This is a genomic window from bacterium, assembly GCA_021372615.1.
Taxonomy (GTDB): domain Bacteria; phylum Armatimonadota; class Zipacnadia; order Zipacnadales; family UBA11051; genus JAJFUB01.
This window is the reverse complement of record JAJFUB010000150.1, coordinates 16,497-43,300: the sequence shown is the minus strand read 5'-3', so window position 1 is coordinate 43,300 and position 26,804 is coordinate 16,497. Positions and strand designations below refer to the sequence as shown.

Below are 26,804 nucleotides of genomic sequence, written 5' to 3'. Positions count from 1 at the left end.
TCCCCCCATCCCTGACCCCTGATCCCTGATCCCTGATCCCTGCCGTCACTTCCCCTGCACGTAATCCATCACCAGTATCATCGGCTGCAGGTCGCGGCGGACGTCCGGGCCGTAGTCATCATCGGGCCAGCGGATGCGCACACAGGCCATCAGCCGGTTGGCGCGGTCGCCGTGTCCACCCTTGATGCGCACGGGGACCTTCTTGATGATCGTGTCGCCGCCGCGCAGCGAGATGGACTCCAGCGGCCCCGCCAGCTCCACGCCCTCGGTCTTCTCCAGCGACAGCGTGATGCGGTTCACGGGCTTCTTGACCACGTTCTGGATCGTGAGTTGCCCCTCGACGGTGGTGTTCAGCAGCGCCGAGGCCGGCATCTCCAGCTTGGCCACCAGCGGGAACACGCGCCAGTCCATGCGGATCGTCGAGAACGCCGCCCCGCCCGCCAGCGCCCACTCGGTCCCCCGGTGCGGCCACGTCGGGTGCGGGCTCTGGGCCCGGTTGATGTCGTGCAGGAAGGCCCCGAGGGTCAGGCCGCCCTGCAGGTAGCCCTTGCCCTTGGCCCCGTGGGCGGTGATGATCCGGTCGTAGAACTCCTCCGGTGCGGCGGGCCGGAGGGTCTTCTGGTGCCAGTAGAAGTCCACCTGGTCGCCGGGGCACAGGTTCACTTGACCGGCGGCCAGGTACTCATTCCAGTCGCGGACCATGGTGTCGAAGTGCAGGCGGTTGGGGACCTGATAGAGCATCGGCGCCAGCAGCCCGACGCCGGCATCGGTGAACATGATCGGGTCCTGCCCGTGCTGCTTGCCGTGCCACCAGCTCAACACGAAGATCCACAGGGGCTTCTTGAGCTGGGACTGGGCGATCATGTCGCGCACGTTCTCGGCCCCGGTGTGGGCCCGGTACCAGTTCCAGGCGTCGTAGAAGCGCGGGTCCTTCTGCCACTCCTGCTCCGCCTTCTGGGCTACGTAGCTCCAGCGGCGGCCGCGGCTCCACTGGGAGAAGCCGGCAGGCAGACGCAGCGGCATCTCCTGGACAAAGCGGTCCACCATCTCGTAGCCGCCGCGGTCGCTGCGCATGTAGTCGAGGCCCAGGTAGTCCACGTTCGGATCGGCCTGCATCTGGCTGAAGAAGCTGGCGATGTGGTTGATGCGCCGGCGGTCGAACAGCGAGATGAAATCGAGGCTGCGGATGGCGCCCGAGCCACGGGAGATGTCCTGGGCGTAGTCGTACTTCGGCTTCCCTGCGTTGGATCGGGTCGGGTACGTCGAGTACGCCGAAGCCCAGGTGCCGAAGCGCAGGCCACGGTGCTTGGCCTCGGCCGCCATCTGCGGGATGACGCTGATGTTCCCCTGGTTGAAGGGGCGATCCAGGGACAGGTTCCCCTCATACACCTCGGTGACGGCGCCGCGGAACCAGAAGGTGTCGGCGCCCATGAAGTCACACCAGTCGAACATCGCGCGCCAGTCACCCATGGTGCCGTCCGGCTTGCGGATGCCGCTGGCGCGGAAGTCCGGTTCCCAGGTGGCCACGCACGTGCCCTTGGGGATGTCGGTCCGGGGTGCCAGACCGGTGATGGCAAAGCGGGTCCGCGCCACGCACCAGGTCTCTCCTGTGGGGGCTATCTCTTCGGCCTGCTTGCGCCGCTCGCGGCGCTTCTGCCGTCTCGTCTCCTCGGTGTCCCACGTCCACGACGCCGGGTCGGTCACGGCCATGCGGGCCTCAGCGACGTACTCGCCGGCCGGACAGTTCCACGGCACGGGCCAGCAGGCGACGTAGGCCTGTTGGCTGCGGTCATAGCGGGGCGTGATGGCGCTGAAGTCGCCGATCGTGGTCACGACCTGGCCGTCGCGAGTCACGGTGACCTCGGGCGGGGTCGTCGTGGTGCTCAGCCTGTTGCCCCGCGCATCCACCAGCGTCGCCGAGAGTCGCACGATGCTGTATCGGAGGTAGCTGGCGGCGTCCGTTGACAGCTCCAGGGGGAAGGCGGCCGAGCCGGGCTTCGCGGCATCATGGTGGTGGCGGCTGAAGACGGAGAAGATGGGCCCCCGCCACGCGATCAGCGCCACGAGCAGCGCCAGCGCTACCACCAGGCAACAGCAACAGCTGGATTGCTGCTGGGCACGCCGCCGGCGCCGCCGGCTGCGCGGCGCCTCGTGCGAGATCAGGGGTGGAGGTTCGTAGGCCATAGGGATCAGCAAGGGACGTCGAGTCGAGCGGACAGGTGGCGCCGTGCCACCCTACTCGGCCACATCACACACAACGATCCAGGCGGCCTCGCGTCGCGGTGGGCCTGGCGAGTGCAGCCGGATCAGGTTCGCGCCCCGGTTCAGCCGGCTGGTCAGCGTCAGTTGCCTCGTCGTCGCGTCAACCTTCAGCTTCGCGCCGCGCCCCCCCTCGACTTCCAGCGACTCCGCGGCGTCCGCGTCGGCCAGGCCGGCGGTGAACGTGTACGCCCGGGAGTTGATCCGCACGCCCAGGCCCGGCCGGACGCCGGTCAGGTGCAGCGGCTCGGTCTCCAGGTTCCGTGCGAAGGTATTGGCCGAGGTCCCGTCCACGATCATCTTGCGCGGCAGCGCCCAGGGATCGCTGCGGTTGTCTATGGCGCCGGGGTCAATGCTCAGCCCCAGCCGGTAACCCGCTTCCTTCGTGGCGCGCATGACGAACAGGTCATAGTTGCCGAACGGGTAAGCCAGCGCCACGGGCGCCTGGCCCAGGTGCTCCTCGATGGCCGCGTAGGAGTCCTCGATCTCCGCCCGCACCTTCTCCTGGAACTGCACCATCGTCAGGTTCTTGGGCTTGCGGGTGAGGTTCAGGTGCGACTGGGTGTGCGAATCGATCTCGTAGCCCGCCTGCGCCAGGGCCTTCAGATCGTCCCAGCTCAGGTAGTTCTTGGCGCCGACGCTGCCGGGGTTGACGAACAGCACCGCCTGGAAGCCGAACTTGTCCAGCAGCGGCTTGGCGACCGACAGCACGCTGGCGCGCCCATCGTCAAAGGAGATGATGACTGATTTCTCGGGGATGTCCTGGGTGTTGGCCAGATAGTCGGCCAGTTGCTTGCAGGTGATGGTCTGGTAGCCGCCGGACTTGAGGGTCTGCAACTGCGCCTCGAAGTCGGCGGGCTTGACGTCGTAGACGCTCTTGGGGGTCGTGGTCAGGTGGTGATAGCACAGCACGTGCGTCAGACGCACGGGAAGCGCCTTGGGGGGCGTGACGCCCTGCTCCCCCGACGCATGGCGCCGGCAGCCACAGCCGGCCAGGAAGACCAGCGGCAGCATCAGCAGAAGCGCGCGTCGCAGTTGCGGCATCGCCACACCTCGGTGTTCGTCGGAACGCTACAACTGCAGCAGTTCCTTGGTGGACTGGATGGCCCGGCCGCACGCCGCGACCACCATGGCGATCTCGTCGCTGGTGATGACCGCCGGGGGCTCGAGCCGGAAGACCTCCGGCCGGTTGAGCGTGAACGCCGTCAGGATGTGCTCCTGGGCGAGGCCCGCGATGACCAGGTTGCCAATGTCGGCGTCGGCGAACTCCACGCCGACCAGCAAACCCTTGCCGCGCACCTCTCTGACCAACTCCGGATATTCCGCGGCCACCTGCCCAATCCCTGCCAGCAGTTCGGCGCCGCGCACGCGGCACAGCTCGGCGATGCCCTCCTCCTGCAGCACCTGCACGGCGGTGATGGCCGCCCGACAGGCCAGGGGGTTGCCGCCGAACGTCGTGGTGTGGATGTAGGGGTTGTCGTGGAACACTTCCCAGATCTCCGGGCGGGCCATGAACGCGCCCACCGGCACCACGCCGCCCCCCAGCGCCTTGCCCAGGGTCATCATGTCGGGCGCCACGCCCTCGTGGTCACAGCCCCAGGTCGCGCCGGTGCGCCCGAAGCCGGTCTGGATCTCGTCGAGGATCAGCAGCGCCCCCGCGGCGTCGCAGATCTCGCGCGCGGCCCGGAGGTAGCCCTCCGGCGGTACGATGATCCCGGCCTCGCACTGGATCGGCTCCAGCAGCACCGCGGCCGTCTGGTCGTTGACCGCGGCCCGCAGCGCCTCGGTGTCGCCGAAGGGCACGTGGGTGAAGCCCGGCAGCAGCGGCTCGAACGGCGTCTTGTACGTGTCGCGCCCCGAAGCGCTCAGCGCCCCGAAGGTCTTGCCATGGAAGCCATTGACGGCGCAGACGAAGTGCGGACGGCGCGTGTACATGCGGGCGATCTTCAGCGCCCCCTCGATGGCCTCCGCGCCCGAGTTGCAGAAGAACGAGTACTGCAGGTCCCCGGGGGCGATCCCGGCGACAGCCTCGGCCGCCTCGGCCAGCACCGGGTCGAGCAGCAGGTGAGAGGACAGCGGCATCTCCTGCAGTTGCCGCGACACTGCCTCGACGATCCGTGGATGGCGATGGCCGAAGGTGAACACCCCGGGGCCGCCGAGGCAGTCCAGGTACTTCTCGCCCTCCGGGCCGTACACATAGCAGCCCTCGGAGCGCCACTCGACCGTCTCAAAACCCATGAACCGGACGATCGTGGCCATGCCGGGGCTGACATGCTTCATGTAGCGGTTGTAGGTCTGCTCGAGCAGTTCGGGGGAGTTGGGCATGAGGAGGGAACCCTTCTGTCGTACAGTCTGTAGTGCGGGCTTCCAGCCCGCCACCGGCCCGTAGTGCGGGCTTCCAGCCCGCAGAGGCGTGGAGGCCGAGACGCCCGCACCTCAAACCACAAACGCCCAGGGCCGCTATGGTCCTGGGCGCCTGTTGGCCTGCGTCACTAACAGGAAGAATATGGTCGGGGCGACTGGACTCGAACCAGCGACCTTTGGACCCCCAGTCCAACGCGCTAACCAAACTGCGCCACGCCCCGACACTCTTGACCGGCAGTCATTCCGCCGACACCGCCCGAAGTGGTGCCCTGACGTCTGCCGGCTGCTGCCGATGCTACTTGACGGCGTCCTTGAGCCCCTTGCCCGCCTTGAAGGCAGGCACCTTGCTCGCCGGAATGTCAATCGTCGCGCCGGTGCGCAGGTTCTTGCCCTTGCGCGCCTTGCGCGTGCGGACCTCGAACACCCCGAAGCCCGTCAGTTGGACCTTGTCTCCCCGCTTGAGCGCGGCGGTGATCACGCCCATGCAGGCTTCCAGTGCGGCAGCGGCATCCTTCTTGCTCAGGCCGGTCTTCTCGGCGACCATGTCCGCGACATCGGCTTTGCCCATCGTTGCGGCCATCTTTGAGCCCTCCCAACTGTGATATCCGCAGCCGCTCGCCAGCCCGGTCCGATATCCCGACTGACCACAGGTCAGCCTGAATCGCTACTCCTCTTCCGCCCGCCAGCGCCGCGCCATCAGGTACTTCACGGCCTCGGCAGGCGGGATCTCCTGCGCCAGGACCCGCGCCAACGTCTCGGTGATTGGCATTTCCACCCCGACCTCACGCGCCTTGTCGCGAGCCGCAAAGGTTGTGAAGATGCCCTCGGCCACGCTGTGCAGGCTACCGGTGATCTCGTCGGGGCGTTCACCCCGCCCCAGGCGGTAGCCCACAGTCCAGTTACGGCTATGGTGGCTGTGGCAGGTGGCGATGAGATCACCCATGCCCGCGATACCGGCGAAGGTGTCCGCCTGGGCCCCCAGCTTCAGCCCCAGACGCCTCATTTCCGCCATCCCCCGCGTCAGCAACGAAGCCTTGGCGTTGTTGCCAAAACCCAGACCGTCGCCGATCCCCGCCCCGATGGCGATCACGTTCTTGATCGCCCCACAAAGCTCGACACCTATTATATCAGAATTGGTGTAGACGCGGAAGAGGCTATTTGACAACAACTCCTGGGCCTCCAGGGCTGCCGCCATATCGTCCGAGGCAGCCACGCTGACGGCGGGCTCCCCGGCGATGATCTCGGCCGACAGGTTGGGCCCCGACAACGCCACGATGCGGGGCGCCCGGTCCTCCAGCGTCTCGTCCAGCACCTGGCTCATGCGCCGCCCGGACGGCCGCTCCAGGCCCTTCGTGGCGCACACGACCAGCGCGCCCTGCGCGAGGTGGGGGACAGCCTGGCCCATGACCTCCCGCAGCCCGTGGGAGGGCACTGCGACGATCACTTGACCGGCAGCCTCGAGCGCCGCCCGCAAGTCTCCGGTGACCGCGACCGCCTCCGGCAGCGGAGTGCCGGGCAAGTAGTCGCGGTTCTCGCGCTCTCTCGCCAGTTGCGCCGCGAACTCCGGCCGCCGGGCCCACAGCCGCACTTTGCGGCCCTTCCCGGCCTGCAAGCAGGCGAGGGTGGTGCCCCAGGCCCCGGCCCCCAGCACCGCAGTGATGGGCTGTGAACTACTCACGATGCGCTCTCAGTGTCGGAGGCAGGGCGCTCCTTCTGGCCGATCTTGCGCTCGGTGCCGGCCAGGAGGCGCCCGATGTTGGGGATATGGCGGATGATGACGACCAGCGCCACCAGCGCGATGGCCACGGCGAAGGGAGCCGGTGCGCCAAACAGGCACAGGATCGGCGCCGCCAGCGCACACGCGATCATCGAGCCCAGCGAGATGTAGCGGGTGACGGCCACGATGGCCACCCAGCAGGCAAAGCAGATCACACCCACGCGCCAGTCCAGCCCGAGGATCACGCCGAGGCTGGTGGACACCCCCCGGCCCCCGGTGAGCTTCAGATAGGGCGAGAAGCAGTGCCCGACCATCGCCGCCAGCGCCACCGCCGCCAGCCACCACAGCCGCTCCGGCGCCCCCGCCACGACCCCTGTGCCCGGCACGGGCTCCACCATCGGGAACACGGCGTAGCGGGCCACCACCACCGGCAGCAGCCCCTTCATGGCATCCATGGCCCACACGAACAGCCCGGCCTTGACGCCGATCACCCGTAGCACGTTGCTGGCCCCGATGTTGCCGCTGCCGTACTTGCGGATGTCGTCAATGCCCCTAGCGCGCCCGACCAGCAGCCCGATCGGGACGCCGCCGAACAGGTAGCTGCCGATGATCGCCGCCACACCGACAGACGGGTTGCTCAGCGTTCCTCATCCTCCCGCCGGCGCGCGCGCCAGAAGATGCGGATCGGCGTGCCGGTGAAGTCGTACTCCTGGCGCAGCACGTTCACCAGGTAGCGCTCGTACGACAGATGGACATGCTGCGGGTCGTTCACGAACAGCGCGAAGGTGGGTGGTTCGGCCCGTACCTGTGTTGCGTAGTATATCTTGAGCTGCTTCCCCTTGCGCGTCGGGGGCGCATGACGGGCCAGGGCATCGCGGATCGTGCGGTTGAGCTTGCCTGTCTCGATGCGGCGGCGGAAGTTGTCCGCCACCTGCCGCACCGTCTGCAGCAACTCCGGCAGCCCCTCCCCGGTCACGGCGCTGGTGAACACGAGCGGCACATACGAGGCGAAGGGCATCTCCTGGCCGATCAGGCGCTGCAGATCGCTCTTGAGGGCCTTCTCGGCCTTCTGCGGGCTCAGTTCCGGATGGTCCTCATTCGGCTGGGCGTACTGCTTGAGCAGGTCCCACTTGTTGGCCACCACGACCATCGCGCGTCCCGCCTCGTGCGCCTCGCCGGCCACGCGCGCATCCTGGGCGCTGGGCCCCTCATATGCATCCACCACGACCACCGCGACCTGCGCTCGCGACAGGGAGCGCAGCGTCCGCAGGCTGGTATAGAACTCCGTGTCCTGGCGCTTGCCCCGGCGGCGCAGCCCCGCCGTATCAATCAGCCGCCAGCGCTCTCCCTCGCGCTCGAAGACCGTGTCAATGGAGTCGCGGGTCGTGCCGGGCAGATCGCTGACAATGACGCGCTCTTCGCCGAGGATGGCGTTCGTCAGCGCCGACTTGCCGACATTGGGGTGGCCGATGATCGCCACCGCCAGCGCCTGCTCGGCTTCGGCCTCCGCCGGCTCCTCGGGCGGCAGCAGCTCCTCGACCTCCTCGACCAGTTCCTGCAGCCCCCGCCCGTGCATGGCCGAGATGTCAATCGGCAGCCCCAGCCGCAACTCCGCAAAGGCCTCCGAGTCCAGCGAGGTTTTCTCCATCTTGTTGGCGGCCAGCACGTACGGCTTACCCGACCGCCGGACAATGTCCGCCACTTCGTGGTCCAGTCCCGTCAGGCCTTCCCGGCCGTCCACCATCATGACGATGACGTCGGCCTGCTTCAAGGCCGTGGCCGCCTGCCCCTTGACCCGGGCGAACAGTTCGTCCCCCTCGCCGCCGACGATCCCGCCGGTGTCCACGAGCAGCACCTGGCGCTGATCCATCTCGGCCTCGGCATAAAGGCGGTCGCGCGTGACGCCGGGGAAGTCCTCCACGACCGCCATTTTCCGTCCGACGAGGCGGTTGAACAGGGATGACTTCCCGACGTTGGTGCGACCGACTATCGCGACGACTGGTAAGGCCATGCTGCAGATCCCAACCCCCGGACCCCATCGGGCCCTGAAGGGCCCGCCTTGCCGAAGCGTCCCTCCGGGACGCCCCTTCCCCGTCCCGTAGGGACGGTTCTGATAGGCGGGGGTTTCAACCCCCGTCCGTCTCTGGTGATCGGGTACGCCTACGCCCTCGCTGCCAGCTTCTGCTTGGTCAGTGCCACCAGCCCGCCGGCCTGGATGAGGTCCTGGGCCGCGCCGACCAGCGGGGCGAAGGTGAACGCCTGGCCGGTGGTCAGGTTCTTGATCGTCCCGCCCTCCAGGTCCACCTCGACCTGGTCGCCGGCCCTGATCCCGGCCGCGGCTTCCGCCGACTCGACGATCGGCAGGCCGATGTTGAGCGCATTGCGGTAGAAGATGCGCGCGAAGGTCTCGGCGATGACGACCGACACCCCGGCGGCCTGGATGGCGATGGGGGCATGCTCGCGCGAGGACCCGCAGCCAAAGTTGCGGCCCGCGACCATGACGTCGCCGGGCTGCACGCGCTTGATGAACTCCGCGTCAATGTCTTCCATGCAGTGCGAGGCCAGCTCCGCCGGGTCGGTCGTGCCCAGGTGCCGGGCCGGGATGATGACATCGGTATCTACATGGTCGCCGAACTTGTGTGCTGTGCCTGTGATGGGCATGGGTGTGCGCCTCTCTTCCTCAACACGTCGCCGCCATTGTGCGTACTCAGTGGGCGACAGACGGAACTCCGTCCCTCCCCCAAGGCAACGACGCCAACGCTGCAGCGTCTCTTCGTTGAGCAGTTCCGGATGGTCCTCAAGTCGCCACGCGCCGGCAGCGTGGTTGATTGCCTCGATAGCTCGCCTTTTCGCCTCTCGCCTGTCCACTTCCTGTTCGTCTGGCGACGCCTTACGCCGCAGCAGTGGCCCTGCGTCTGTGTCCACCCACTCCACGTCGCCTCCCGGCAGCAGACCGAACTGCTCTCGCAGCGCCTTGGGTACAGTGATGACCCCTCTACTGCTCATCTTCATTGCAGTTCGCTTCTCCCCTACAACTCCTCCGGCCCGCCGATCCGCCCCAGGATGGCGCTGGCGGCCGTCACGGCCGGATTCGCCAGGTACACCTCACTGGCCGGGTGACCCATCCGGCCCACGAAGTTCCGGTTGGTGGTGGCGATGGCGCGCTCGCCCTCGGCCAGGATGCCCATGTGGCCGCCCAGGCACGGGCCGCACGTCGGCGGGCTGAACACGCAGCCGGCCTCCAGGAACAGCTCCACCAGGCCCTCGCGCGTGGCCTGCAGGTGGATCTCCTGGCTGCCCGGGATGATGATGCAGCGCACGTTCGGGTCCACCTGCCGCCCCTGGAGCACCTCGGCCGCCAGGCGCAGATCCTCCAGCCGCCCGTTGGTGCAGGCCCCGACGACCGCCTGGTCTATCTTGACCTCCCCGACCTCCGACAGGCCCCGGGCGTTCTCGGGCAGGTGCGGGAAGCTCACCTGCGGCTCGATGTCGGGGGTCTGCCAGTCGAACGTCTCGACATACTCCGCGTCGGGGTCGCTGGCCATCATGGTATACGGGCGCTTCGCGCGCGGTGCCACCCAGGCCTCCGTGGTCGTGTCCGGGGCAATGATCCCGGACTTGCCCCCGGCCTCGATGGCCATGTTGCAGATCGTGAAGCGCTCATGCATCGGCAGCGCCTCGATGGTATCGCCCACGAACTCCATCGCCCGGTAGCGCGCGCCGTCCACGCCGATCTGGCCGATCGTGTACAGGATCAGGTCCTTGCCCGTGACCCACTTGTTCTTGGGGCCGGAGAAGGAGAAGCGCATGCTCTCGGGCACGCGGAACCAGATCTCGCCGGTAGCCATGGCAGCGCCGGCGTCGGTGGAGCCCACGCCCGTCGAGAAGGCCCCCAGCGCCCCGTACGTGCAGGTGTGGCTGTCCGCGCCGATGACGACATCGCCGGGCAGCACCAGCCCGAAGTCCGGCAGGATGATGTGCTCGATCCCGCCATGGCAGCCCTCGTAGAAGTTCGTCAGGCCCATCTGGCGCGAGAAGTCGCGCATCTTCTTGACCAGCTGCGCGGCCTTGATGTCCTTGGTCGGGGTCGAATGGTCGGCCACCAGCGCGATCTTGTCGCGGTCGAAGACCTCGGTGGCCCCGATCTCGAAGAACTGGTCAATGGCGATGGGGGCGGTGATGTCGTTAGCGAGCACCAGGTCCAGCTTGCAGGTGACAAAGTCGCCCGGTTTGCAGGCGTCCAGTCCGGCGGCACGGGCCAGCAGTTTCTCGGTGATGGTCATGGAGGCACCTCGTATGGACGGCACATGGCTCCGGGGTGGAGAGGCCACATCCCGCGTGGACGGGCGTGTCCTCACGCCCGCAATAGGCGAACAAGGGCTCCCTCTTGGGGGGAGCCCGCTTGAGGAGAGTGTAGATTGCTGCGCCGCCCCTGTCAAGGCACCGGCCCGGGGCGCATGGGGGGCTGCTGTCAGACCGACAAGGGAGGTAGTGCGGGCTTCCAGCCCGCGCTGGCCATGGGCGGGCTGGAAGCCCGCACTATTCCGCTCTGCCCTTGGGGCCCATCGGCCCGTTCCCCCGAGGCTCGCGGCCTCAGCGCCGCCGTGCCTCGGTCACGGCCGCCTCCAGGTGGCGGATGGTCGGCTGCCCGTCCTTGTCGAACGTCACCTCGACCACATCTATCCGCACCGGACGGCCCAGCCAGCGCCGCTGCTTGAGGAAGTGCTCGGTCAGCCTGCAGAGCTGGCGGCGCTTGGTCGGCCCGACGCGGTCCGCCGCATGGTAGGCCTCGTCGGCCCGCGAGGACTTCACCTCGACCACGACCACGCACTCCCCGTGCAGGCAGACCAGGTCCAGCTCCCCCCGGTGCCATTTCCAGTTGCGCTCCAGGACGCTGTAGCCCTTGGCCTGCAGGTAGCGGGCCGCGAGGTCCTCGGCTTCCTGACCACGCGTGCGGGTGACAGACTCTGCGGACGGCCCGAAGAACCACAGGTCGAAGGCCCTCCACGCGCGCGTCAGCCAGTGCTCTTGCAGCCTCGGGGGCGGCACTAACGGGCCTCCAGGAGCTTGCCCCGGAAGCCGTACCAGTCAATCACGGCCCAGTCGCCCCCCACATTGTCCACGGTGAGCTTGTGCTCCCCCGCCGGGATGTCGAACGACACCGTCCGGTTGTATTCCAGCACGCCGCCGTCGTTCTTGCCGTCCAGGTCGGGCAGGTCCACCGTCTGGACCATCACGCCGTCCACCCGGTACTCCAGCCGCGCCCCGGCAGCCGCCACGGCGCGGACATGCACCTCCAGCTTCCCTGGCGCTTCCGCGCGGACCAGGAACGTGGGCGGGTTGCGCAACTCCGTGTGCAGCAGCCCCTGCAGGTAGGACACCAGGTCGGAGACATTCCCGACTGCGCCCCCCGGGCCCACTCGGAACTCACTGCGCTCGGGGCGACCCCACCGCGGCGTCGGGCGCGCGTAGATCGGGTCGGCGAGAGCCGTCAGGTCCGGCTCTGCCCCATACTGCAGGATGGCGACATCATAGGCCTGCAGCACGGGCAGCGTCAGCTCCAGGGCCTTGCCCGCGAGGCGGCACCGTGCCGGGGTCTCACCGGGCGCGTCGGGGGAGATGACCGTGGCCGTGGTGGGCGCGACAGTGAGCGGCAAGCGGATGGTGATGACCTGGCGCGGCGTCAGCGCCGCGCCCTCGGCCGCACGGTTGATGACATGCACCAGCAGGGCCTGGCGTTCCGGGTGCCACCAGGCGGCGAGGCTGAGGCGGTCGGTGTCCGAGGTCAACCGCTCGCAGCCCAGGTAGCGGCCCTGGAGGTACAGGTCGCGGTGGGCCTGGTAGAAGGCAGCCTGCGAGGCGATGCAGCCCAGCGTGCCGTCCTCGGCGGCATTGCAGTGGAACGGACCGAGCACCGGGAAGGCGAAGAAGCCCCCGGCGGCGTAGATCTCGGCCCCGCGCGTGCGCATCCACAGTTCGCGGTCCGGCGGCGGCACGGCCAGCCAGGGGAAGGGGGGCTCGCCGAAGCCCCAGTCATGGAACAGCACCACCGGCACCGGCTTCCCGGCCGCCGCTACGCCCCGCTCCACCAGGCTCCGCCAGTGGGGCATGAGGCTCTCCGACAGGTCCACATGGCCGTCCCGCACCCGCCAGTTGCCCCAGACCCCCAGTACCTGCAAGTCCACGTACTTGACCAGGCCGTTGCCGCTGATGAGCAGCCGGCGGCCCTGCGCCCGGGCGTACTCGCGCATCCGGTCGGTCAGCGCCTTCCAGGCGCGGTCGTCCCGGAAGCTGCGGAACTGCCGCCACAGGAGCGTCAGCTTGTTCCGCTCCTGGTTGGGCTTCTCGACAATGCCCAGCGCGCGCAGGTAGCCCCGGTAGTCGAAGGAAGCCATGGTGCCATCGGGGCAGACCTGGCGGTTGTCCAGTGGCACTCCCCACGTGTCCCGCCAGCGTGGGTCATCAGGCTTCCAGCCCTGCGTCTGCGCGCAGTCGTGCAGCAGGTAGGCGCGTAAGTCGCGTAGCGAGTGGTCGTCATAGCCCTCCCGCTCGCTGAGTGCCGCGGTGGTCTCGTCCATGAACAGATAATCAGCCCCGGCGTCCATCTGCTCGCGGCACCAGCGGAACAGGTAGTCGAGATAGGCAGGGCTCGACAGTGACCCATGGCGCAGGCCGGGGGTGTCCCAGGCGTCCACGAACTGCCCGTCAGGCCCGCGGGTCGCCATGTCGGCTATCTCCTCGGGCGTCAGGCCATTCTCCGTGTCATACAGGGCGCTGCAGGTGATGCCCCCGCCGAACAGGGCGCCGAGGGCGTGGGCCTGAGTCGGCAGGTCCTGCCACTGGCTCACCTTGGGAGCCCCGCCCCACTTGAACCAGGCCCGGATCAGGACATCTGAGCCCGCCTTGCGCGCCAGCTCGATCCCCTCGGCTGAGGTGATGGACTCGTTGATCGTGTAGACGGCGGCCTCGCGGATGTCCGACACGGGGGCGGTACGCCGCAGCGCGGTCGGGAAGTCGGGAACGGGCTTGAGCCAGTCCTCGGGTATCGTCGTTGTCGGGGGTGTGTAGGACTTCACGAGGGCCTCGCCCTGACGCAGCAGTGCCTCGACGTGAGCTGCCTCGGCCGGCGCGTCCAGGGCGGCGAACGGCGCCAGCCACGCCCAGCGCACGCGGTCATCGGTCGCCGGGGACATGCCCGAGTAGAAGAAGAGCGCCGTTGGCGTATGCCGCTGGATGAAGCCGCTGGCCCCCTGCCAGGCGCCGTCGTAGTCCACGTACACCACACCGAGGCCCTGGGGGCGCGCCGCCGAGCGGATCATCAGCAGCGGGTGGCGGGGATCGAGCCGGGGCACCGTGTCGCCCTGCGCGCCCCACGGCGACACACCCGCATAGGCCGGGAGCGGCTGTAGGGCCGCCAGGGGCCCGGCATGGCGCCGACCGTCGGGGCCGTAGAAGGCATAGCTGTCCCAATCCGCCGGGCGCAGGCCAAATCGGGGCGGCGACCAGTACGTGCCCGCAGCAGGGGCGCCCTGGACGCGATAGCCGACCAGCACGCCGCCATCGCTGCAAAGGTACTCCGTCTGGACGGTAAGCCGGCCGGTGAGGCCGAGGCGCGTCCGACGGCTGACGGCCACATAGTCGGCACCCGTGGTCGTCTCCCATGTCGCGCGCTGGCGACCGGCCTCCATCAGTCCGCCGTCGGCGTTCAGGGCGCTGACGGTGTCGCGGGGCGTGGCGGCCACGGGCTGCCAGGCCCCGGCCGCATCGCGCAGCTCGTACGACACCTCCGCGCTGGCGCGGGCGAAGACGACCCGGTAGGCCTGGCCGGTGACGGTGAAGCGCTCACCGTCTTCGAGGACAGTCGGACGCGCGGCGACCCATGGCGCGGCCAGGAGAAGGAGTGCCAACGGACACAGCAGGCGATGGGGCATGATCTTGGCAGACCCCCGGACACGTGTTGACTGCGCCCTGCCCCTCCTGGACCGGAGGGAGAACACCCCCCTACGTCGCGACCTCCAGCAGGGGCCGCCCCGACGCCGTGGCCTCGATGACGACCTCGATCAGCTCCTCCTGGCCGTCGGCCAGCAGGCCCCGCCGCTCATCCACATCCAGCCGCAGCTTCGGTGACGCCGCGCCAGAGCGGCTGGCGCGCTCCACGGCCAGCTCTCGCGCCTCCTGCTTGGCCGCCTCGAGCGCCGTCTCCAGCTTCTCGTATTCACGCTTGCCCTGCCGGGAGTGCACCACGTACGCCGACAGCTCGCCGGGGCGCACCACGGTCTTCTCGCGCACGACGACCTCACTGGCGACCGCCCCGATGGCGTTGGCGACCTCGGCGTGCTCGGGGATGACGAGCCGGGCGTTGAGGCGGCGGGCGACCTCGGGGAAGAACGGATGCACCGGCGCCCCCAGGGCCACGATCGTGTCGTTGTAGGTGAACGTCAACTGCAGGGGGCCCGTGGCACTGTCCGACAGCGCCAGGTCCAGCAGGTACTCGGCCATGCCAGGGCCGGCGCCCGCCCCTGCCGGTCCGAGGTCGCGGTCGGCCACGTGGCGCACCAGTTGCAGGCACAGTCGCCGGACGATCTCGTCCCGGGCGCGCTCGATGATCTCGTCCGGGTCGGCGCCGTATAGCTCGGCGAAGATGTCCAGGGCCAGCCGGGCGGCTGCCACGTCCCAGTGCGTGAACTCGCCGGTGACGTGCAGCAGGTCGGTGGGGGTCAGCGAGGAGCGCTGGACGAAGCCCAGGTCCTCCAGGTGGGCGGTCCGCAGCAGCGAGGCCTCCACGAGCCCCAGCCGTCGCGCCAGGTCCTCGCGTGATAGCGGCCCCTCCTGCAGGGCGGCCACCATCCGCAGATCGCGCTCGGGCAAGGGCGCGTCTTCGTGGTCGCGGCCGAGGCGGAAGAACTCCAGCGGCTGTGAGCTGGTGCGGTTGGTGATGAAGCGGGGGTCAATGCGGCGCAGGCTGGGCACCAGTTGGGGGTTCTGCGCCATCAGGTAGCAGACCGGCAGCACGCGGCGCGGGCCGATGAGCAGGTCCCGGTCGGCATTGAACGCGATGTGGCTATCGCCGCCCAGGCCGATGGTGTTGATCTGCGCGGCCTCGACGCTCGTGCGCCAGCCGCCGACGAGCGCGCCCTCGGGGTGCAGGCGGGCCATCCCCTGGCTGAGCACCGCGCTGTCGGTGGTGGTGCCGCCCATGTCGAAGACGAGGCCCTCGGTGATGTCCGTGAGGTGCCGGGCCCCGGACACGCTCGCCGCCGGGCCGGACAGAACGGTCTCCACCGGCCGCTCCCGCGCCGTCTGCTCGTTGATGAGCGAGCCATCGCCCTTCACGACCATGACCGGCGCCGCGATGCCCAGACCGGCCAGCGACTGCTTGACCGCCTCCAGCAGCTTGCCGATGACGCTGAGCAGCCGGGCGTTCAGGATGGCCGTGTTGGCGCGGGCGAGGTAGTCCAGGCGCTGGGACAGCTCATGCCCGCAGATCACGGGCAGGGAGCAGTGGGCGCGAATGACCTCGCGCACCAGCAGCTCGTGGCCCGGATTGCGGACGCTGGCATACCCGGAGACGGCGAAGGCATCCACGCCCTCGGTCAGCAGGTCGCGGACAGCCTGCGCGATCTCGTCCCGGTCGGGGGGCTCCAGTTCATCCCCGCGGATGTCCATGGCCCCGGCGACGTGCCGCAGGGGCCGCCAGTTGATGTCCTGACCGGGCGCGGACAGCGGCGACATGATGATGGCGCCAGGCCGCCCGCCCTTGCCCTCGACGATGGAGTTGGTCGCCAGCGTCGTGGACAGCGCCACGACACGAACTGCCGCCGGGTCAGGCAATGTCAGCGCCTGCAATCCCTCGTCAATCCCCAGCATCAGGTTGTGGTGAGTCGTGATGGCCTTCGCCTTCGCGATGACCCGGCGGTGGTCCAGGTCATACAGGACACAGTCGGTATAAGTCCCCCCCGCGTCAATCCCCAGGCCTATCGTGCCGACCAGGGGACTGTCCCCATCGCGGCCGGTAGCGGAGGGAGGAGTTGGCGAGGAAGCTCCCGCGCTGGGGGCTGTCCCCGTCTGTGTGGGTGCCTGGGGGGGACAGACCCCATTCCGGGCGTCGGTCTGGTGGTCATCATGGGGCGGAGTGGTCGGAACGGGGTCAGCCCCCGCGGTGATCGCTGCCAGCACGCCATCGTCGCCGCTGGCTGTGGCGCGCTGGCCGGGTTGGAGGACCAGGAACTCGTCCTCGTCCCATTCGCCATCGACGAGCTTGCGCAGCAGGTGCGGGTCGCCCGAGAGGCGCTCATAGCGCCAGCCCAGGTCCTCGGCCATCTGCCGGGCGTAAGCTTCGTACTTCTCGGGGTGGGGGGCGCCGGTGTCTATGTAGGCGGCGCGGGTGTAGTTGCGCTTCCAGCTATCGTGGAAGTGGATGATGTAGGCGGCGCGCTCGGGGCCGTACTTGTCCGCCAGAGCGGCGAACCGTGAGTCCTCGGTCAGGTCGCAGCCGCTGTCGTAATGCTTCTCCTTGTCATGCCCCAGCGGGCGCACCTTGTTCTCGTACCAGCCGGGCGTGATGTAGAACGTGCCCGGCTCGGCGGCGAACTGCTTGCGGTAGGCGGCGCGCGAGCCCATGAAGAGCGTCATGCAGTCATGGGCCCGGGGAATGGCGACAGGGATGCTGCGGGCGATGAGCCCGGCCACGCCGCGCCCACACAGCCCGTAGCCCAGCGCGAGGGCATCGAAGCCCCCCTCGCTTTCGGTGCGGTCAATGGCCGCCTGCGCCTGCTCGCGCAGCAGGTCCGGCCGGTCATGTAGTCCGGCCTCGAGCAGCTCGATCACGACCTCGTGCGGGGCTTCCCCGGCGAGGTGCGTCAGTTCAGGTTCCAGTACGCCACAGGCGATGATCTTGAGTCGCATGTATCTCCCGTACGGCAAACGGCGTCCTCACCCCTTCCCCTCTCCCTCGCTCCACTTCGTTCCGCTCCGGAGAGGGGCAGTCGCTTGTCGCTCTGTGGCTGCGAAGCCACAATGTGGTCGCCCGTGGTTCCCCTCTCCGGAGCCCGCAGCCGCATCGCGGGCGAGGAAGATGGGTAGGGGCGGTTGGTTGTCGCTCCGTGGCTGCGTAGCCACAATGTGGTCGCCCGTGGTTCCCCTCTCCGGAGCCCGCAGCCGTATCGCGGGCGAGGGAGAGGGTTGGGGGTGAGGATGCCGTTCAGGTCGTTACCCCAGCTCCATGATCTCCTTGAACGGCTTGCCCTCCGGCTCGTCCTCGGGGAAGCCGACGACCTTCCAGAAGTCCGTGTGCACGAACGGCTCGCGGCGCAGGTCGGGGATGGCCAGCGGGACACCGCCCAGGTCGGCCGACTGCCCGGCGATGATCCCCGGCAGCGAGTACTCGATGCTGCGGTACACGTCAATGGGCACCGTGCCGTTCTTGAGCAGGCAGCGGGTGAACTGCCGCGCCAGGTTGATGTCCGTGCCGCCATGGCCGGTGGTGGGGTCGGTGTCCTTGGCGGCCAGGCCGATGTTCACGACCTCCCAGCCGTCGCTCTCCGCCCGGCTGCTGTCGAAGCGCCGGCAGAACTGCTCGTAGAGGGTCCACTCCAGGCTGCCGCCGGTGCCGAAGAGGCGGAAGCGGTGCTCGCTGGGGCGGACCGTGTTGAGCGTCACCAGGATCTGGATGAGCAGGCCCTTGGCGGTGTGGAACAGCGCGATCTGGCCGTCGGGGCGCAGGGGGGCCTCCTGGCAGCGCCAGGGACCACTCATGCACGTGACGGTCACCACGCGGTCGTCCAGCACCTCCAGCAGCGGACCGAGGTCGTGGGTCAGGTAGCCAATCGGCGGCTGGTCGGCGCGCCAGGTGGGGAAGACGTCCTTGAGCCCCTGCTCCTTGGCCTGTGAAGGCTTGAAGAACTCGCCCTTGGCGTTGGTCATGGTGTGGGGCAGGTAGTGCAGGTACTCGGCCTCGGCGATGGACATCTGACCGTACTGGCCCGCCTCGATCCACTTGCGCCAGTAGCGGATGAAGTCCATGAAGCACAGGTTCTCGCCCATCATGTACTGCTTGCCGCAGCGTTCGGAGGTGTCGCGGATCTTCAGCCACTCCTGAAGCGAGAACGCCCCCGGGACTTCCGAGAGCACATGACAGCCGGCTTCCAGCGCCTGTACGGCATGGCCGCACTGGGCCCGGCCGTTGCTGGCGACGACGAGGGCATCGGGCTGCATCGCCAGCAACTCCTCATACTCGTTGCAGATGCGAGCCTTGCAGCCCTTGTCATCTAGGACCTTTGCGGCCGCCTCCTGGCGGTCCGGTAGCCGATCGGCGACGCCGATGACCTCGGCCTCCTCGACGGCCAGGAAGTTGTGCAGATGTGACATCCCCCGGCGCATGCCGAGGATGCCAATGCGTAGCTTGTCCATGTTGTTGCCTCTTCTGTAGGGCGGGGGCTTGTATCCCGCCGATGCCGATGCAGCAGTACGCCCGACACTCCTGTCGGGCGGATTCGTCGCCTGCGCCCGACAGGAGTGTCGGGCGTACCGGCCTACGCCTCGTCCCACACCTTGCGCACGAACTCGGCCCCGTCCAGCATCTCCTGGACGCGGTTGCTGCCGATCTCCAGCGACACCCAGCCGTCGAAGCCGTCCTGCTTGAGGGCCGTGACGCCCTCGCGCACCTGGCAGTCGCCCAGGCCGATCCCGATGCTCTTGTGGGCCTTGCCCGAGGGGCTCTTCAGGCTGGCCTGGCCCGCGGGGTCGAGGACGAAGTCCTTGATGTGCGTATGGACCGTCAGGTCGCGCAGGGCCGCGTAGGCGTGCATGGGCATCTCATCGGCCAGGATGAAGTTCCCGTTGTCCCAGGTGACCTTCACGTCGGGGCCGGCACCCGTGACGACCTCGCGCACATGGTCCGACCGGCACGCAAACTCGGGGTAGACACCGAAGTCCTCGATGGTGGGGATGATGCCGCGCTCCAGCGCCATGGTGGCAGACTTCGCCAGGCCCTGCGAGTAGATCGCGCGCCCCTCCTCGTTGCTCATGCCCTCGCCGGGCCGGCTACCGGCGATCAGGGCCACCGGGCAGTCCAGGTCCACGCACAGGTCCAGGCCGCGCCGCACGGTCTCGAGGGCCTTCGCGCGCTCCTCGTCGTTATTGCCCACGAGGTTCGCGCCGATGTCCACGCAACTGACCTGGATACCGGCCGCCCGGCACAGGTCTATGAACTGCTCCCACGGCCCGGGGGTGGCGTCGAGGTTCGACAGCATCGGCTCGATCGCGCCGATGCCGACGGACTGAATGGCGTCCACGGCGGCCTGCGGCGTCAGCGACCCATCGGTGACGGGGCCATGGAACGGGAAGAGCATGACAGACAGCTTCATGGGGTGGTCTCCTTGTGACCGGGAATCGGGATGCGTGATCCGGGCCCCATGGGGCCCGAGTAGCGCGGGCGGCCTCGCCCGCGCAGGCGAAGGGGCGGGCGAGGCCGCCCGCCCTACTGGCTTCCTCCTGGCCCGTTGCCAGCCGCCTTAGCGCGGGTTATTCCGCATCCACTCCGTGACGGCCTTCAGCTTGGGGTGATCGGCTTCCGCCTCGTCGTAGAATTCGCTGAGCCCCCAACTGCCGTACTTGCCCCAGGCGCTCACCGAGCTGAACATGCACATCAGATCGCCCCCGGCGGCCTTCCAGCCGTCCAGGTACTGCGTGTAGAGCGCCCCCATGCGCGGGTGCCGGTTGGCTTGCGTGAGCAGCGCGGTCAGCTTCTCGTCATTCTGCGCCGCACCGAGGCCCACCAGATGCTGTCCGGCCTCGTATGCCACCAGCTTCAGCCCGAAGCGGTCGGCGATGATCTTCTGCTGCCGGATGGCCTCCAGGGCCTGGGGCAGCGTGGTCTGCTGCACGTAGTCGAGCAACTGGTCCACGGTCCAGTTGTCCACCTGGTCGGCACCGGGACGGCCCTCGGTGCTGGTGGGGGGCACCAGCGGCCCGAAGTACGGGGCGATGGCCACGGCGTCGGCGCTGGCAAAGGCCTCGTCGGTCGGCAGGATGATGTGCTCCACCCACCACGGGTTGACCGCCTGCCACGCCAGGACCCGCACGAGGCGGGAGCGGCCCCCGAAGACCTCCTGCCAGAGGCGGAAGATCTGCAGGCTGCGGCGCGAATAGTACATGCCCCCGCCCTCCCACGGCCGCTCCCTGGGCCCCAGGCCTAGCTCCTGGCCTTTCTGCTGGGCATAGCGGCACTGGGGGAAGATGCTGTTCCAGACCTCGTTCGAGTACTCCACGTACACCTTCAGCGAGGGGTCGAGGTGTTCGTGGACGTACCTGGCGAACTGGCGCGTGTAGTCGTCATCAGCCCGGTGGGGCATGCAGAACCACGGGTTGCACTTCAGGCGGTTGCACAGGTCCACCATGACTTCGACGGGCACGCCGCGCTCGGTGAAGTTGCAGTAGTCCGGCGTCGGCCGGGCCGCCGACGTGCCGGGGAGATCATGGTTGGTCAGCATCCAGTCCATGAAGCGAATCGTGTTCATCGAGGCCCAGCGCTCCAGGAAGCCCGGCCGGAAGGGCTCCCGGGCATAGGTCTGCTCACAGCCCGGCATGACGACGCGGATGTTGCGGACGTAGTCCTGCGGGTTGGTCTGGCGGAGGCGCAGCCAGATGACCTCCGCCTCGGGGTTCACCTCGACCACCAGCCGCCCGGGGGCCTTCTCGATGACTGCCGAGGCGCCCCAGAACTCGATCTCCCCCTGGCCCTCGTATAGGCACGTGTAGCGACCCTTGGGGAAGTGCCCGCCCCGGATGGTGCACATGGGCGTGTCCGCCCAGCAGTTGGGTTCCAGTTGCGTGACCCAGCCCCTGGCATCGCGCTGCAGAGCCGGGCCCTTGCCCCAGCCCTCCCCCTGGCGCTGACTGATCCACGCCCGCGACAGGCGGAACACGTCCACAAAAGGCAGTTCGGAGTTCCAGTCGGTGGGCCCGTTGAGGTTGATGCCCAGGCGGCTGCGGGCGGGGGAGAGGTCGGGGGGCTGGGCGCAGGCGGGGAGGGCCGACAACAGGAGCGGCAACAGCAGCCAGACGAGCGGGCGGGGCATGTCCATCACGTCCTTAGGGCTCCTGGAGGTTCGCCAGGGCCTGGCGGATGCGGGTGGCGATGTCGGCCATGGCCGCCTCGCTCTCGTACTGTCTCCGCGGCCAGAAGAACCCCTTCAGGCCGTCCCCCCGGTGACGCGGCACGATGTGGATGTGCAGATGCGGGACACTCTGGCTGACCTGGTTGTTGATCCCCACGAAGATGCCATCGGCCCCCAGGGCCTGCTGGACCGCCTGCGCCAGCAACCGCGCCCGCTGGAAGAGCGGCTCCACCAGCTCGGGCGGCAGGTCCATCAGCGTGGGGACATGAGCACGGGGAACAAGCAGCGTGTGGCCCGGCAGCAGCGGGCGACGGTCCAGGAACGCCACGGCGGAGGGGTCGTCGAGCACCACCGCCGCCGGGACCTCGCCGCCGACGATCTGGCAGAAGATGCAGTCCTTCACGTAACCTCCGCGCGCCACCGTGCGCCGCCCGGCGGGGCGTCCCCTGTAGATAGGGTAGGTACCCTCCCCGTCCAGTAGGGCAGGCGGCCTCGCCTGCCCGGCCTCGGCGCGGGCGAGGCCGCCCGCGTTACTGCGATGTGAGTGATTGCCGAAGCTACACACCACGCCGGGACGTCTACTTCGGGTGCACGAACGCGATCCACAGCAGGGCGCCGGACATGATGACGGCGATCAGCGTCTTGCCCATGACACCCAGCAGCCGCCCGACCAGGGCCCCCTTGCCCGCCTGCCGGGCCTCCTCGGGCGTCTTGCCCTGGCGCAGTTCATACCAGTACGCGGCGCAGTAGCCCCCGACCCCGGCCAGGACGAGGGGAATGAGCACCACCCCGATGATGAACCCCAGCGGGCCGCCGACCAGGCCGACAGCACCGACCAGCGGGCCGATCCACGAGCCGATCAGCGCGCCGCCGATCCCCCCGAGCATGGCCACCCAACCGGTGCGGCTGCTCGCCCCCTGCTGCCGCGTCGCCACGGCGCTGAGGACGTTGTCGAGGACCTCCGCCCCGATCCCCAGGACCGCCAGGACCAGCAGGACCCACAGGCTGGGCCGCTGCCAGTGCGTGGCCGCCGACAGGCCCACGCCGGCCAGCAGGATCAGGAGCGTGCCGGCCATGCCGCACAGGCACGCGATGATCCCCGACAGCAGGACGAGCACGAACAGAATGTAACCTATGACTATCAGAACACTCATCATGTTGTTCGTCTCGGTACGGCGGCGATACGGGTGGAGATTGTCTCCAGACAGCACAGGGACCTCCGTGCTTCAGGAGGTCCCTGGCGGATCAGGAGCATGGTGGGCCCCGGCGGGGCTCAGTACATCCGGCGGGCGCCGACATAGCGCCGCGCGTAGTAGTCCTCGTCCAGGCCGGTGATCTTCACGCCACCCCGGTGGTTGCTGGCGTGTACGAAGCGGCCGTTGCCGATGTACAGGCCGACGTGGGAGATGCCGCGCTTGTAGGTGTTCTGGAAGAAGACGACATCGCCCGGTTGCAGGTCGTCACGGGCGACCGGCGTGCCCTGGCGGAACTGGGCCACGGACGAGCGCGAGATATCTATGCCGTGGACGCGGTGGACGTAGGAGGTCAGGCCGGAGCAGTCAAAGGCGCCGGGGCGCGAGGCCCCGCGCACGTACGAGCAACCAATGAACCGCTTGGCCGTGGCCACCAGATCGGCGCCCATGCCGCTGCTGGGGGCATCGTCGTCGTTGCCCCCGGCGGTCGGTGAGGGGAAGTCATCCGCACCGCTGAGCGAGGCCTGTTGCAGCGTGGCCGACGAGGACTCCTTGGAGGCGCTCTTGCCGGCCGTGGCGACCCGATAGCGCACCATGCGCTCGGACCGGGTGTCCACCAGCCGCGCCGACATCCAGCCGATGTTCCCGTCCTCCAGCGCCACCTTGTACCAGCCGGGCTTCTTGCCGATGATCAGCAGGCGGGTTCCGAGCCGGGCGTCGCCATTGGTCGCGGCGTCGGTGCTGGGAGCGGTGCGCAGGTTCACGACCGGTCGCGCCACCCAGCCCACGTTGACCTCGACCTTCTCACCGGCCTCCGTGGCGGTCACGGCCGTACCCGGCGGCACGAACTTGATGAGCCAGCCGGCCACCCAGCCATAGCTGCCGGACAGCGTGCGCATCTTGCACCAGTGGCCGCAGACAGCCGCCACGTGGATCTTCGTGCCCTGCTTGAGCGAGAACTTGACCTTGGCCTCGCTGCTGGGGCGCTCGCGGATACGGGCGGTGTCGGCCGTTACCCAGGCCGTCAGCACCCTGTCCGTCCGCGCCACGTCGGGCGTGTTCGCGTTTCCGGGCAGCGACTTGGGCTTGTCTTCCTTGATGAGCCACGCGGCAATCCAGCCGCTGTGGCCGCCATGGACCGTAACCTTGCGCCACATGCCCTTGGTGCCCGAGATGTACAGCGTCTGGCCCTTGACGACGGTGGCCTTGCGGTCAAAGCGGCTGCCGGGGCCGGAACGGAGCGCGACCTTGTCCTCCAGCACGAAGGCCTTGCCGGAGGCGGCTGCGACCTTCGGAGCTGGGGAGCTGGCGTGCGGGGCGGAGCCCCCGGTCCCCGCCAGCTTGCGCCCGGCTGCCATGCTGTACTCCAGCAGGTCGTTCCGGATCCAGCCGGATCCACCGGGGGTCTTGCACTTGGCCCAGTCGCCCCGGCGGGCCAACACGTAGACCTTGGTCCCGCTGTCCAGCGTCCCGTACGAGTCGCCGCCCAGGCCCGGGGCGCTGCGGACATTGGCCGCCGCGACCTTGACCCAGGCCGGGGGGCTCGACCGGCTGACATGCGTCGCGGGGGACTTGCCCGCTGAGTGGGCGATCTGCCGGCCCTTGTCCGCCGAGAACTGCAGGTACCACTCGGCGATCCACCCCTTGCCGCCGCCCGGCAGCGAGCACCAGCACCACTTGTTGCCGAAGGAAATGACGTAGACCTTGGCGCCGCGGGACAGGGAATCGATCCTCTTGCTGTCCATCCGCGGCCCGGACCGGACGTTGAGGGTCTCAGGGATCACCCACGCCGCACGCGCCTTGGCGGCCAGCGCCGGCTCAGGGTGTACGCAGACTGCCAACAGGGCGATCCCCAGCCCCACCGCTCTCAAAGGGCCGAAGCCCACCAGTTTTCGGAGATGCATAGCGCCAAAAGTATAAGGCCCCCGGAAAAGCGAAGTCAACCCCCGGTGGCTCGACACAATGCAGTATGGTATGTATTCGATATGTGTCAGGGGACGGGGGCACAGGCACCATCCGGGGAGCCGGCTCCGGGGCCAGCTGCCCGCCCGGAATCGCCCGGACGGGTGGCTGTGCGGCTCCTGTGTCCGCTACCGCCGTGGCTTCTTGACCCATTCCGGCGGGCCGTAGAGGCCGATCTTGTCGGTCTCGATGGGGTGGAACCCCAGCTTCAGGGCCGGTGAGCCCTTCCGGAGGCGGAAGTCGTCGTGCTCGGGGTCCACGAAGAGCGGATCGGCGACGACGGACTCCAGGTCCCGCCCCTCGGCCTGCCAGCGCCCGAAAGTCAGGCCGCCAAAGTCCAGCTCCGGCCCGTTGGCGTTCCAGTAGATGTTCCGCTCCATGCGGTAGTTGTTGTTCTTCCACGACCCGCCCAGGACCGTGGGGTTGGTGCAGTACACGATGTTGCGCTCGAAGGTGAAGGAGGCGTGGGGCTCCTCGCGGCTGCGCGCCACCTGCATCAGCGTGGCGTCGGCGAAGATGTTGTTGAGGATGACGTTCTCGCGGCCGTAGTGCTGGTGGAAGCCGCCGGTCTTGCAGCGGATGCAGATGTTGTTCTCCAGCAGCATGTGCGTGCTGCCCTCGTCCGGGTACAGACCCCAGCCCCCGTAGCTGTATGACTCCACGTCATGGATGAGGTTGTAGCGCAGGCGGGTGCCGGGGGAGATGCCCAGGGTGTAGATGCCGCCCATGTCGCTCAGCACGCCCTGCCCGATATGGTGGATGTGGTTGTACTCGATCACGTTCTGACTGGCCGAGCTGGGGGCGTAGCCCCAGCTCCAGCCCACTGAGACCCCGGTGTAGTACAGGTAGCTGATCTCATTGTGGGTGACGGTGTTGGAGCTGCTGCGCAGGATGATGACCCCGACGCCGGCCGGGAAGACCTGCCCGCCGCCGTGGATGTAGCAATTATCTACCGCGTTGTGCGCAGTCGCGAGCTTCGCGTCGGTGACGGTGCAGGTCTCGCCGATCTTCACCCCGCCGCCCCCCAGGTCGTGCAACTCGCAGCGCCGGAGGGCGTTGTCCCGGCAACCCCGCTCCAGCCACACCGCGTACGTGCCGACGTGGGCGACCTCGCAGTCCTCCAGCGAGCAGTGGGTCATCCCGCGCCCGAAGACGGCGCCGCTGAGCCAGATGGCAGCCTGCCCGTCCGCGCGGCCCCGGTCGGGGATGTGCCAGTCGGCGTGCTGGAAGGACAGCCCGCGCAGATGCACGTGCTGGACGACCTGCTCCTGCGCCGGGTTGCCCCTGAAAACGAGGAGTTCCCGCAGCACCGGGGCCACGAACTCGGAGTCGTTGGGGTCCTCGCCGGGCTGGGGCATGAAGTAGAGCCGCCCTTGCTTGCGGTCGAGGTACCACTCGCCGGGCATGTCGAGGGCTTCCAGGCAGTTCTCGATCACGTAGCGCTGCTCGGCCTCCCAGTACCCCAGCGGCCAGCCCGAGGGGGCCGTGAAGGTCACCGCGTGGCGCCGCGGGTCGAGGCTCTCGATCCAGTGCAGCGAGGCCGTCCAGGCGTGGTAGACGAAGAGGTTCACATCCTCCAGGTTATGGAAGCGTTTGATGTCCCCGGGGCGGAAGCTCAGCGTCTGGCAGGCGGCCGGGTTACCGCGCTGGGTGTGCGGGTTGTCAATGCCCGGCGGCAGACCGGCGGTGCGCAGGAAGCCCTCGTTGGGGTGCCGGGCACGGACGCACCGCTGCCCATCGCAGCAGAGCTGGTTGAAGGCCCACTTGCCTGCCTTGACGTCAGGCAGATCGGCGGTCCAGATCCCGTCCTGGCGCTTCGTCCAGCCCGTGATGAGCCGCCCGCCGCTGAACACCGGGCGCTCGTCGCCGTACGCCGCGTAGGTGACGGGGGCTTCGGCGGAGCCGCTGTCCCGGGGGGTGAAGACGATCGGGCGGGCCAGGCGGTAGACGCCGCCGCGGATCAGCACGGTGACGGGGCGGCCGTCCGCCTCGCGCAGCTTGCGCACGGCCTTCTGGGCGCGGGCGAGGGTGGCGAAGGGACCGTCGCGGCCGTCACGTTGCGGCTCGGGGCAGGTCCCGCTCCAACTGTCACGACCGGCGGGGCTCACGTAGAAGTCGGCCTCGGTGGTTGCCATCTGGGGGCTCTCCAGGCTCAGGTGGTGGCGGCCTTCGGGGCGGCGTAGAGCCGTCGCC

19 protein-coding genes and 1 tRNA gene are annotated in these 26,804 nt (G+C 68.6%); all 20 read right to left on the bottom strand.

Annotation, left to right across the window (positions count from 1 at the left end; translation table 11 throughout):
- Window positions 1–45: 45 nt before the first annotated feature.
- The 20 genes from LLH23_21705 to LLH23_21610 all read right to left on the bottom strand — a co-directional run bounded on the left by LLH23_21705 (window position 46) and on the right by LLH23_21610 (window position 26,746).
- Entirely contained in the window at window positions 46–2,184 is a 2,139-nt protein-coding gene (locus LLH23_21705) for a hypothetical protein (protein ID MCE5241087.1), read from the bottom strand.
- Window positions 2,185–2,235: 51 nt separating this feature from the next.
- Window positions 2,236–3,303 (bottom strand): polysaccharide deacetylase family protein, encoded by a 1,068-nt coding sequence (locus LLH23_21700; GenBank protein MCE5241086.1) that lies wholly within the window; start codon window positions 3,301–3,303, stop codon window positions 2,236–2,238.
- Between the two features lie 27 nt (window positions 3,304–3,330).
- Window positions 3,331–4,584, bottom strand: a complete 1,254-nt coding sequence (locus tag LLH23_21695) for an aminotransferase class III-fold pyridoxal phosphate-dependent enzyme (GenBank protein ID MCE5241085.1) — start codon at window positions 4,582–4,584, stop codon at window positions 3,331–3,333.
- Window positions 4,585–4,766: 182 nt separating this feature from the next.
- Window positions 4,767–4,844: transfer RNA gene (locus LLH23_21690), tRNA-Pro, on the bottom strand.
- A 74-nt stretch (window positions 4,845–4,918) separates the two neighbouring features.
- Window positions 4,919–5,191: an HU family DNA-binding protein gene (locus LLH23_21685; GenBank protein ID MCE5241084.1), complete on the bottom strand. Its 273-nt coding sequence runs from the start codon at window positions 5,189–5,191 to the stop codon at window positions 4,919–4,921.
- A gap of 96 nt (window positions 5,192–5,287) precedes the next feature.
- Window positions 5,288–6,301 carry an NAD(P)-dependent glycerol-3-phosphate dehydrogenase gene (locus tag LLH23_21680; protein MCE5241083.1) on the bottom strand — a complete coding sequence of 338 codons (1,014 nt, stop codon included), beginning with the start codon at window positions 6,299–6,301 and terminating at the stop codon, window positions 5,288–5,290.
- Entirely contained in the window at window positions 6,298–6,960 is a 663-nt protein-coding gene (gene plsY / locus LLH23_21675) for a glycerol-3-phosphate 1-O-acyltransferase PlsY (GenBank protein ID MCE5241082.1), read from the bottom strand. Before plsY ends, LLH23_21680 begins: the two co-directional genes overlap by 4 nt.
- A 17-nt stretch (window positions 6,961–6,977) precedes the next feature.
- Window positions 6,978–8,351, bottom strand: coding sequence for a ribosome biogenesis GTPase Der (der, locus tag LLH23_21670; protein MCE5241081.1), 1,374 nt, complete (start codon window positions 8,349–8,351; stop codon window positions 6,978–6,980).
- Between the two features lie 149 nt (window positions 8,352–8,500).
- Window positions 8,501–9,001, bottom strand: coding sequence for a 3-isopropylmalate dehydratase small subunit (locus tag LLH23_21665; GenBank protein ID MCE5241080.1), 501 nt, complete (start codon window positions 8,999–9,001; stop codon window positions 8,501–8,503).
- A gap of 368 nt (window positions 9,002–9,369) precedes the next feature.
- Window positions 9,370–10,623 carry a 3-isopropylmalate dehydratase large subunit gene (leuC, locus tag LLH23_21660; protein ID MCE5241079.1) on the bottom strand — a complete coding sequence of 418 codons (1,254 nt, stop codon included), beginning with the start codon at window positions 10,621–10,623 and terminating at the stop codon, window positions 9,370–9,372.
- 310 nt (window positions 10,624–10,933) lie between these two features.
- Window positions 10,934–11,389, bottom strand: a complete 456-nt coding sequence (locus tag LLH23_21655; protein ID MCE5241078.1) for a YraN family protein — start codon at window positions 11,387–11,389, stop codon at window positions 10,934–10,936.
- Window positions 11,389–14,247, bottom strand: a complete 2,859-nt coding sequence (locus LLH23_21650) for a hypothetical protein (protein MCE5241077.1) — start codon at window positions 14,245–14,247, stop codon at window positions 11,389–11,391. The genes LLH23_21655 and LLH23_21650 overlap by 1 nt, the downstream gene beginning before the upstream one ends.
- Before the next feature lie 94 nt (window positions 14,248–14,341).
- Window positions 14,342–17,245 (bottom strand): DUF1638 domain-containing protein, encoded by a 2,904-nt coding sequence (locus tag LLH23_21645; GenBank protein MCE5241076.1) that lies wholly within the window; start codon window positions 17,243–17,245, stop codon window positions 14,342–14,344.
- 303 nt (window positions 17,246–17,548) lie between these two features.
- Window positions 17,549–18,748 (bottom strand): Gfo/Idh/MocA family oxidoreductase, encoded by a 1,200-nt coding sequence (locus LLH23_21640; protein MCE5241075.1) that lies wholly within the window; start codon window positions 18,746–18,748, stop codon window positions 17,549–17,551.
- Between the two features lie 122 nt (window positions 18,749–18,870).
- Window positions 18,871–19,704 carry a sugar phosphate isomerase/epimerase gene (locus LLH23_21635; protein ID MCE5241074.1) on the bottom strand — a complete coding sequence of 278 codons (834 nt, stop codon included), beginning with the start codon at window positions 19,702–19,704 and terminating at the stop codon, window positions 18,871–18,873.
- 147 nt (window positions 19,705–19,851) lie between these two features.
- On the bottom strand, window positions 19,852–21,417 hold the full coding sequence (locus LLH23_21630) for a hypothetical protein (protein MCE5241073.1): 1,566 nt from the start codon (window positions 21,415–21,417) through the stop codon (window positions 19,852–19,854).
- Between the two features lie 13 nt (window positions 21,418–21,430).
- Window positions 21,431–21,859: an HIT family protein gene (locus LLH23_21625; GenBank protein MCE5241072.1), complete on the bottom strand. Its 429-nt coding sequence runs from the start codon at window positions 21,857–21,859 to the stop codon at window positions 21,431–21,433.
- A 175-nt stretch (window positions 21,860–22,034) separates the two neighbouring features.
- Entirely contained in the window at window positions 22,035–22,613 is a 579-nt protein-coding gene (locus tag LLH23_21620) for a DUF456 domain-containing protein (protein MCE5241071.1), read from the bottom strand.
- Window positions 22,614–22,729: 116 nt separating this feature from the next.
- On the bottom strand, window positions 22,730–24,490 hold the full coding sequence (locus LLH23_21615) for an SH3 domain-containing protein (GenBank protein MCE5241070.1): 1,761 nt from the start codon (window positions 24,488–24,490) through the stop codon (window positions 22,730–22,732).
- A 249-nt stretch (window positions 24,491–24,739) separates the two neighbouring features.
- Window positions 24,740–26,746 carry a right-handed parallel beta-helix repeat-containing protein gene (locus tag LLH23_21610; protein MCE5241069.1) on the bottom strand — a complete coding sequence of 669 codons (2,007 nt, stop codon included), beginning with the start codon at window positions 26,744–26,746 and terminating at the stop codon, window positions 24,740–24,742.
- Window positions 26,747–26,804: the final 58 nt, after the last annotated feature.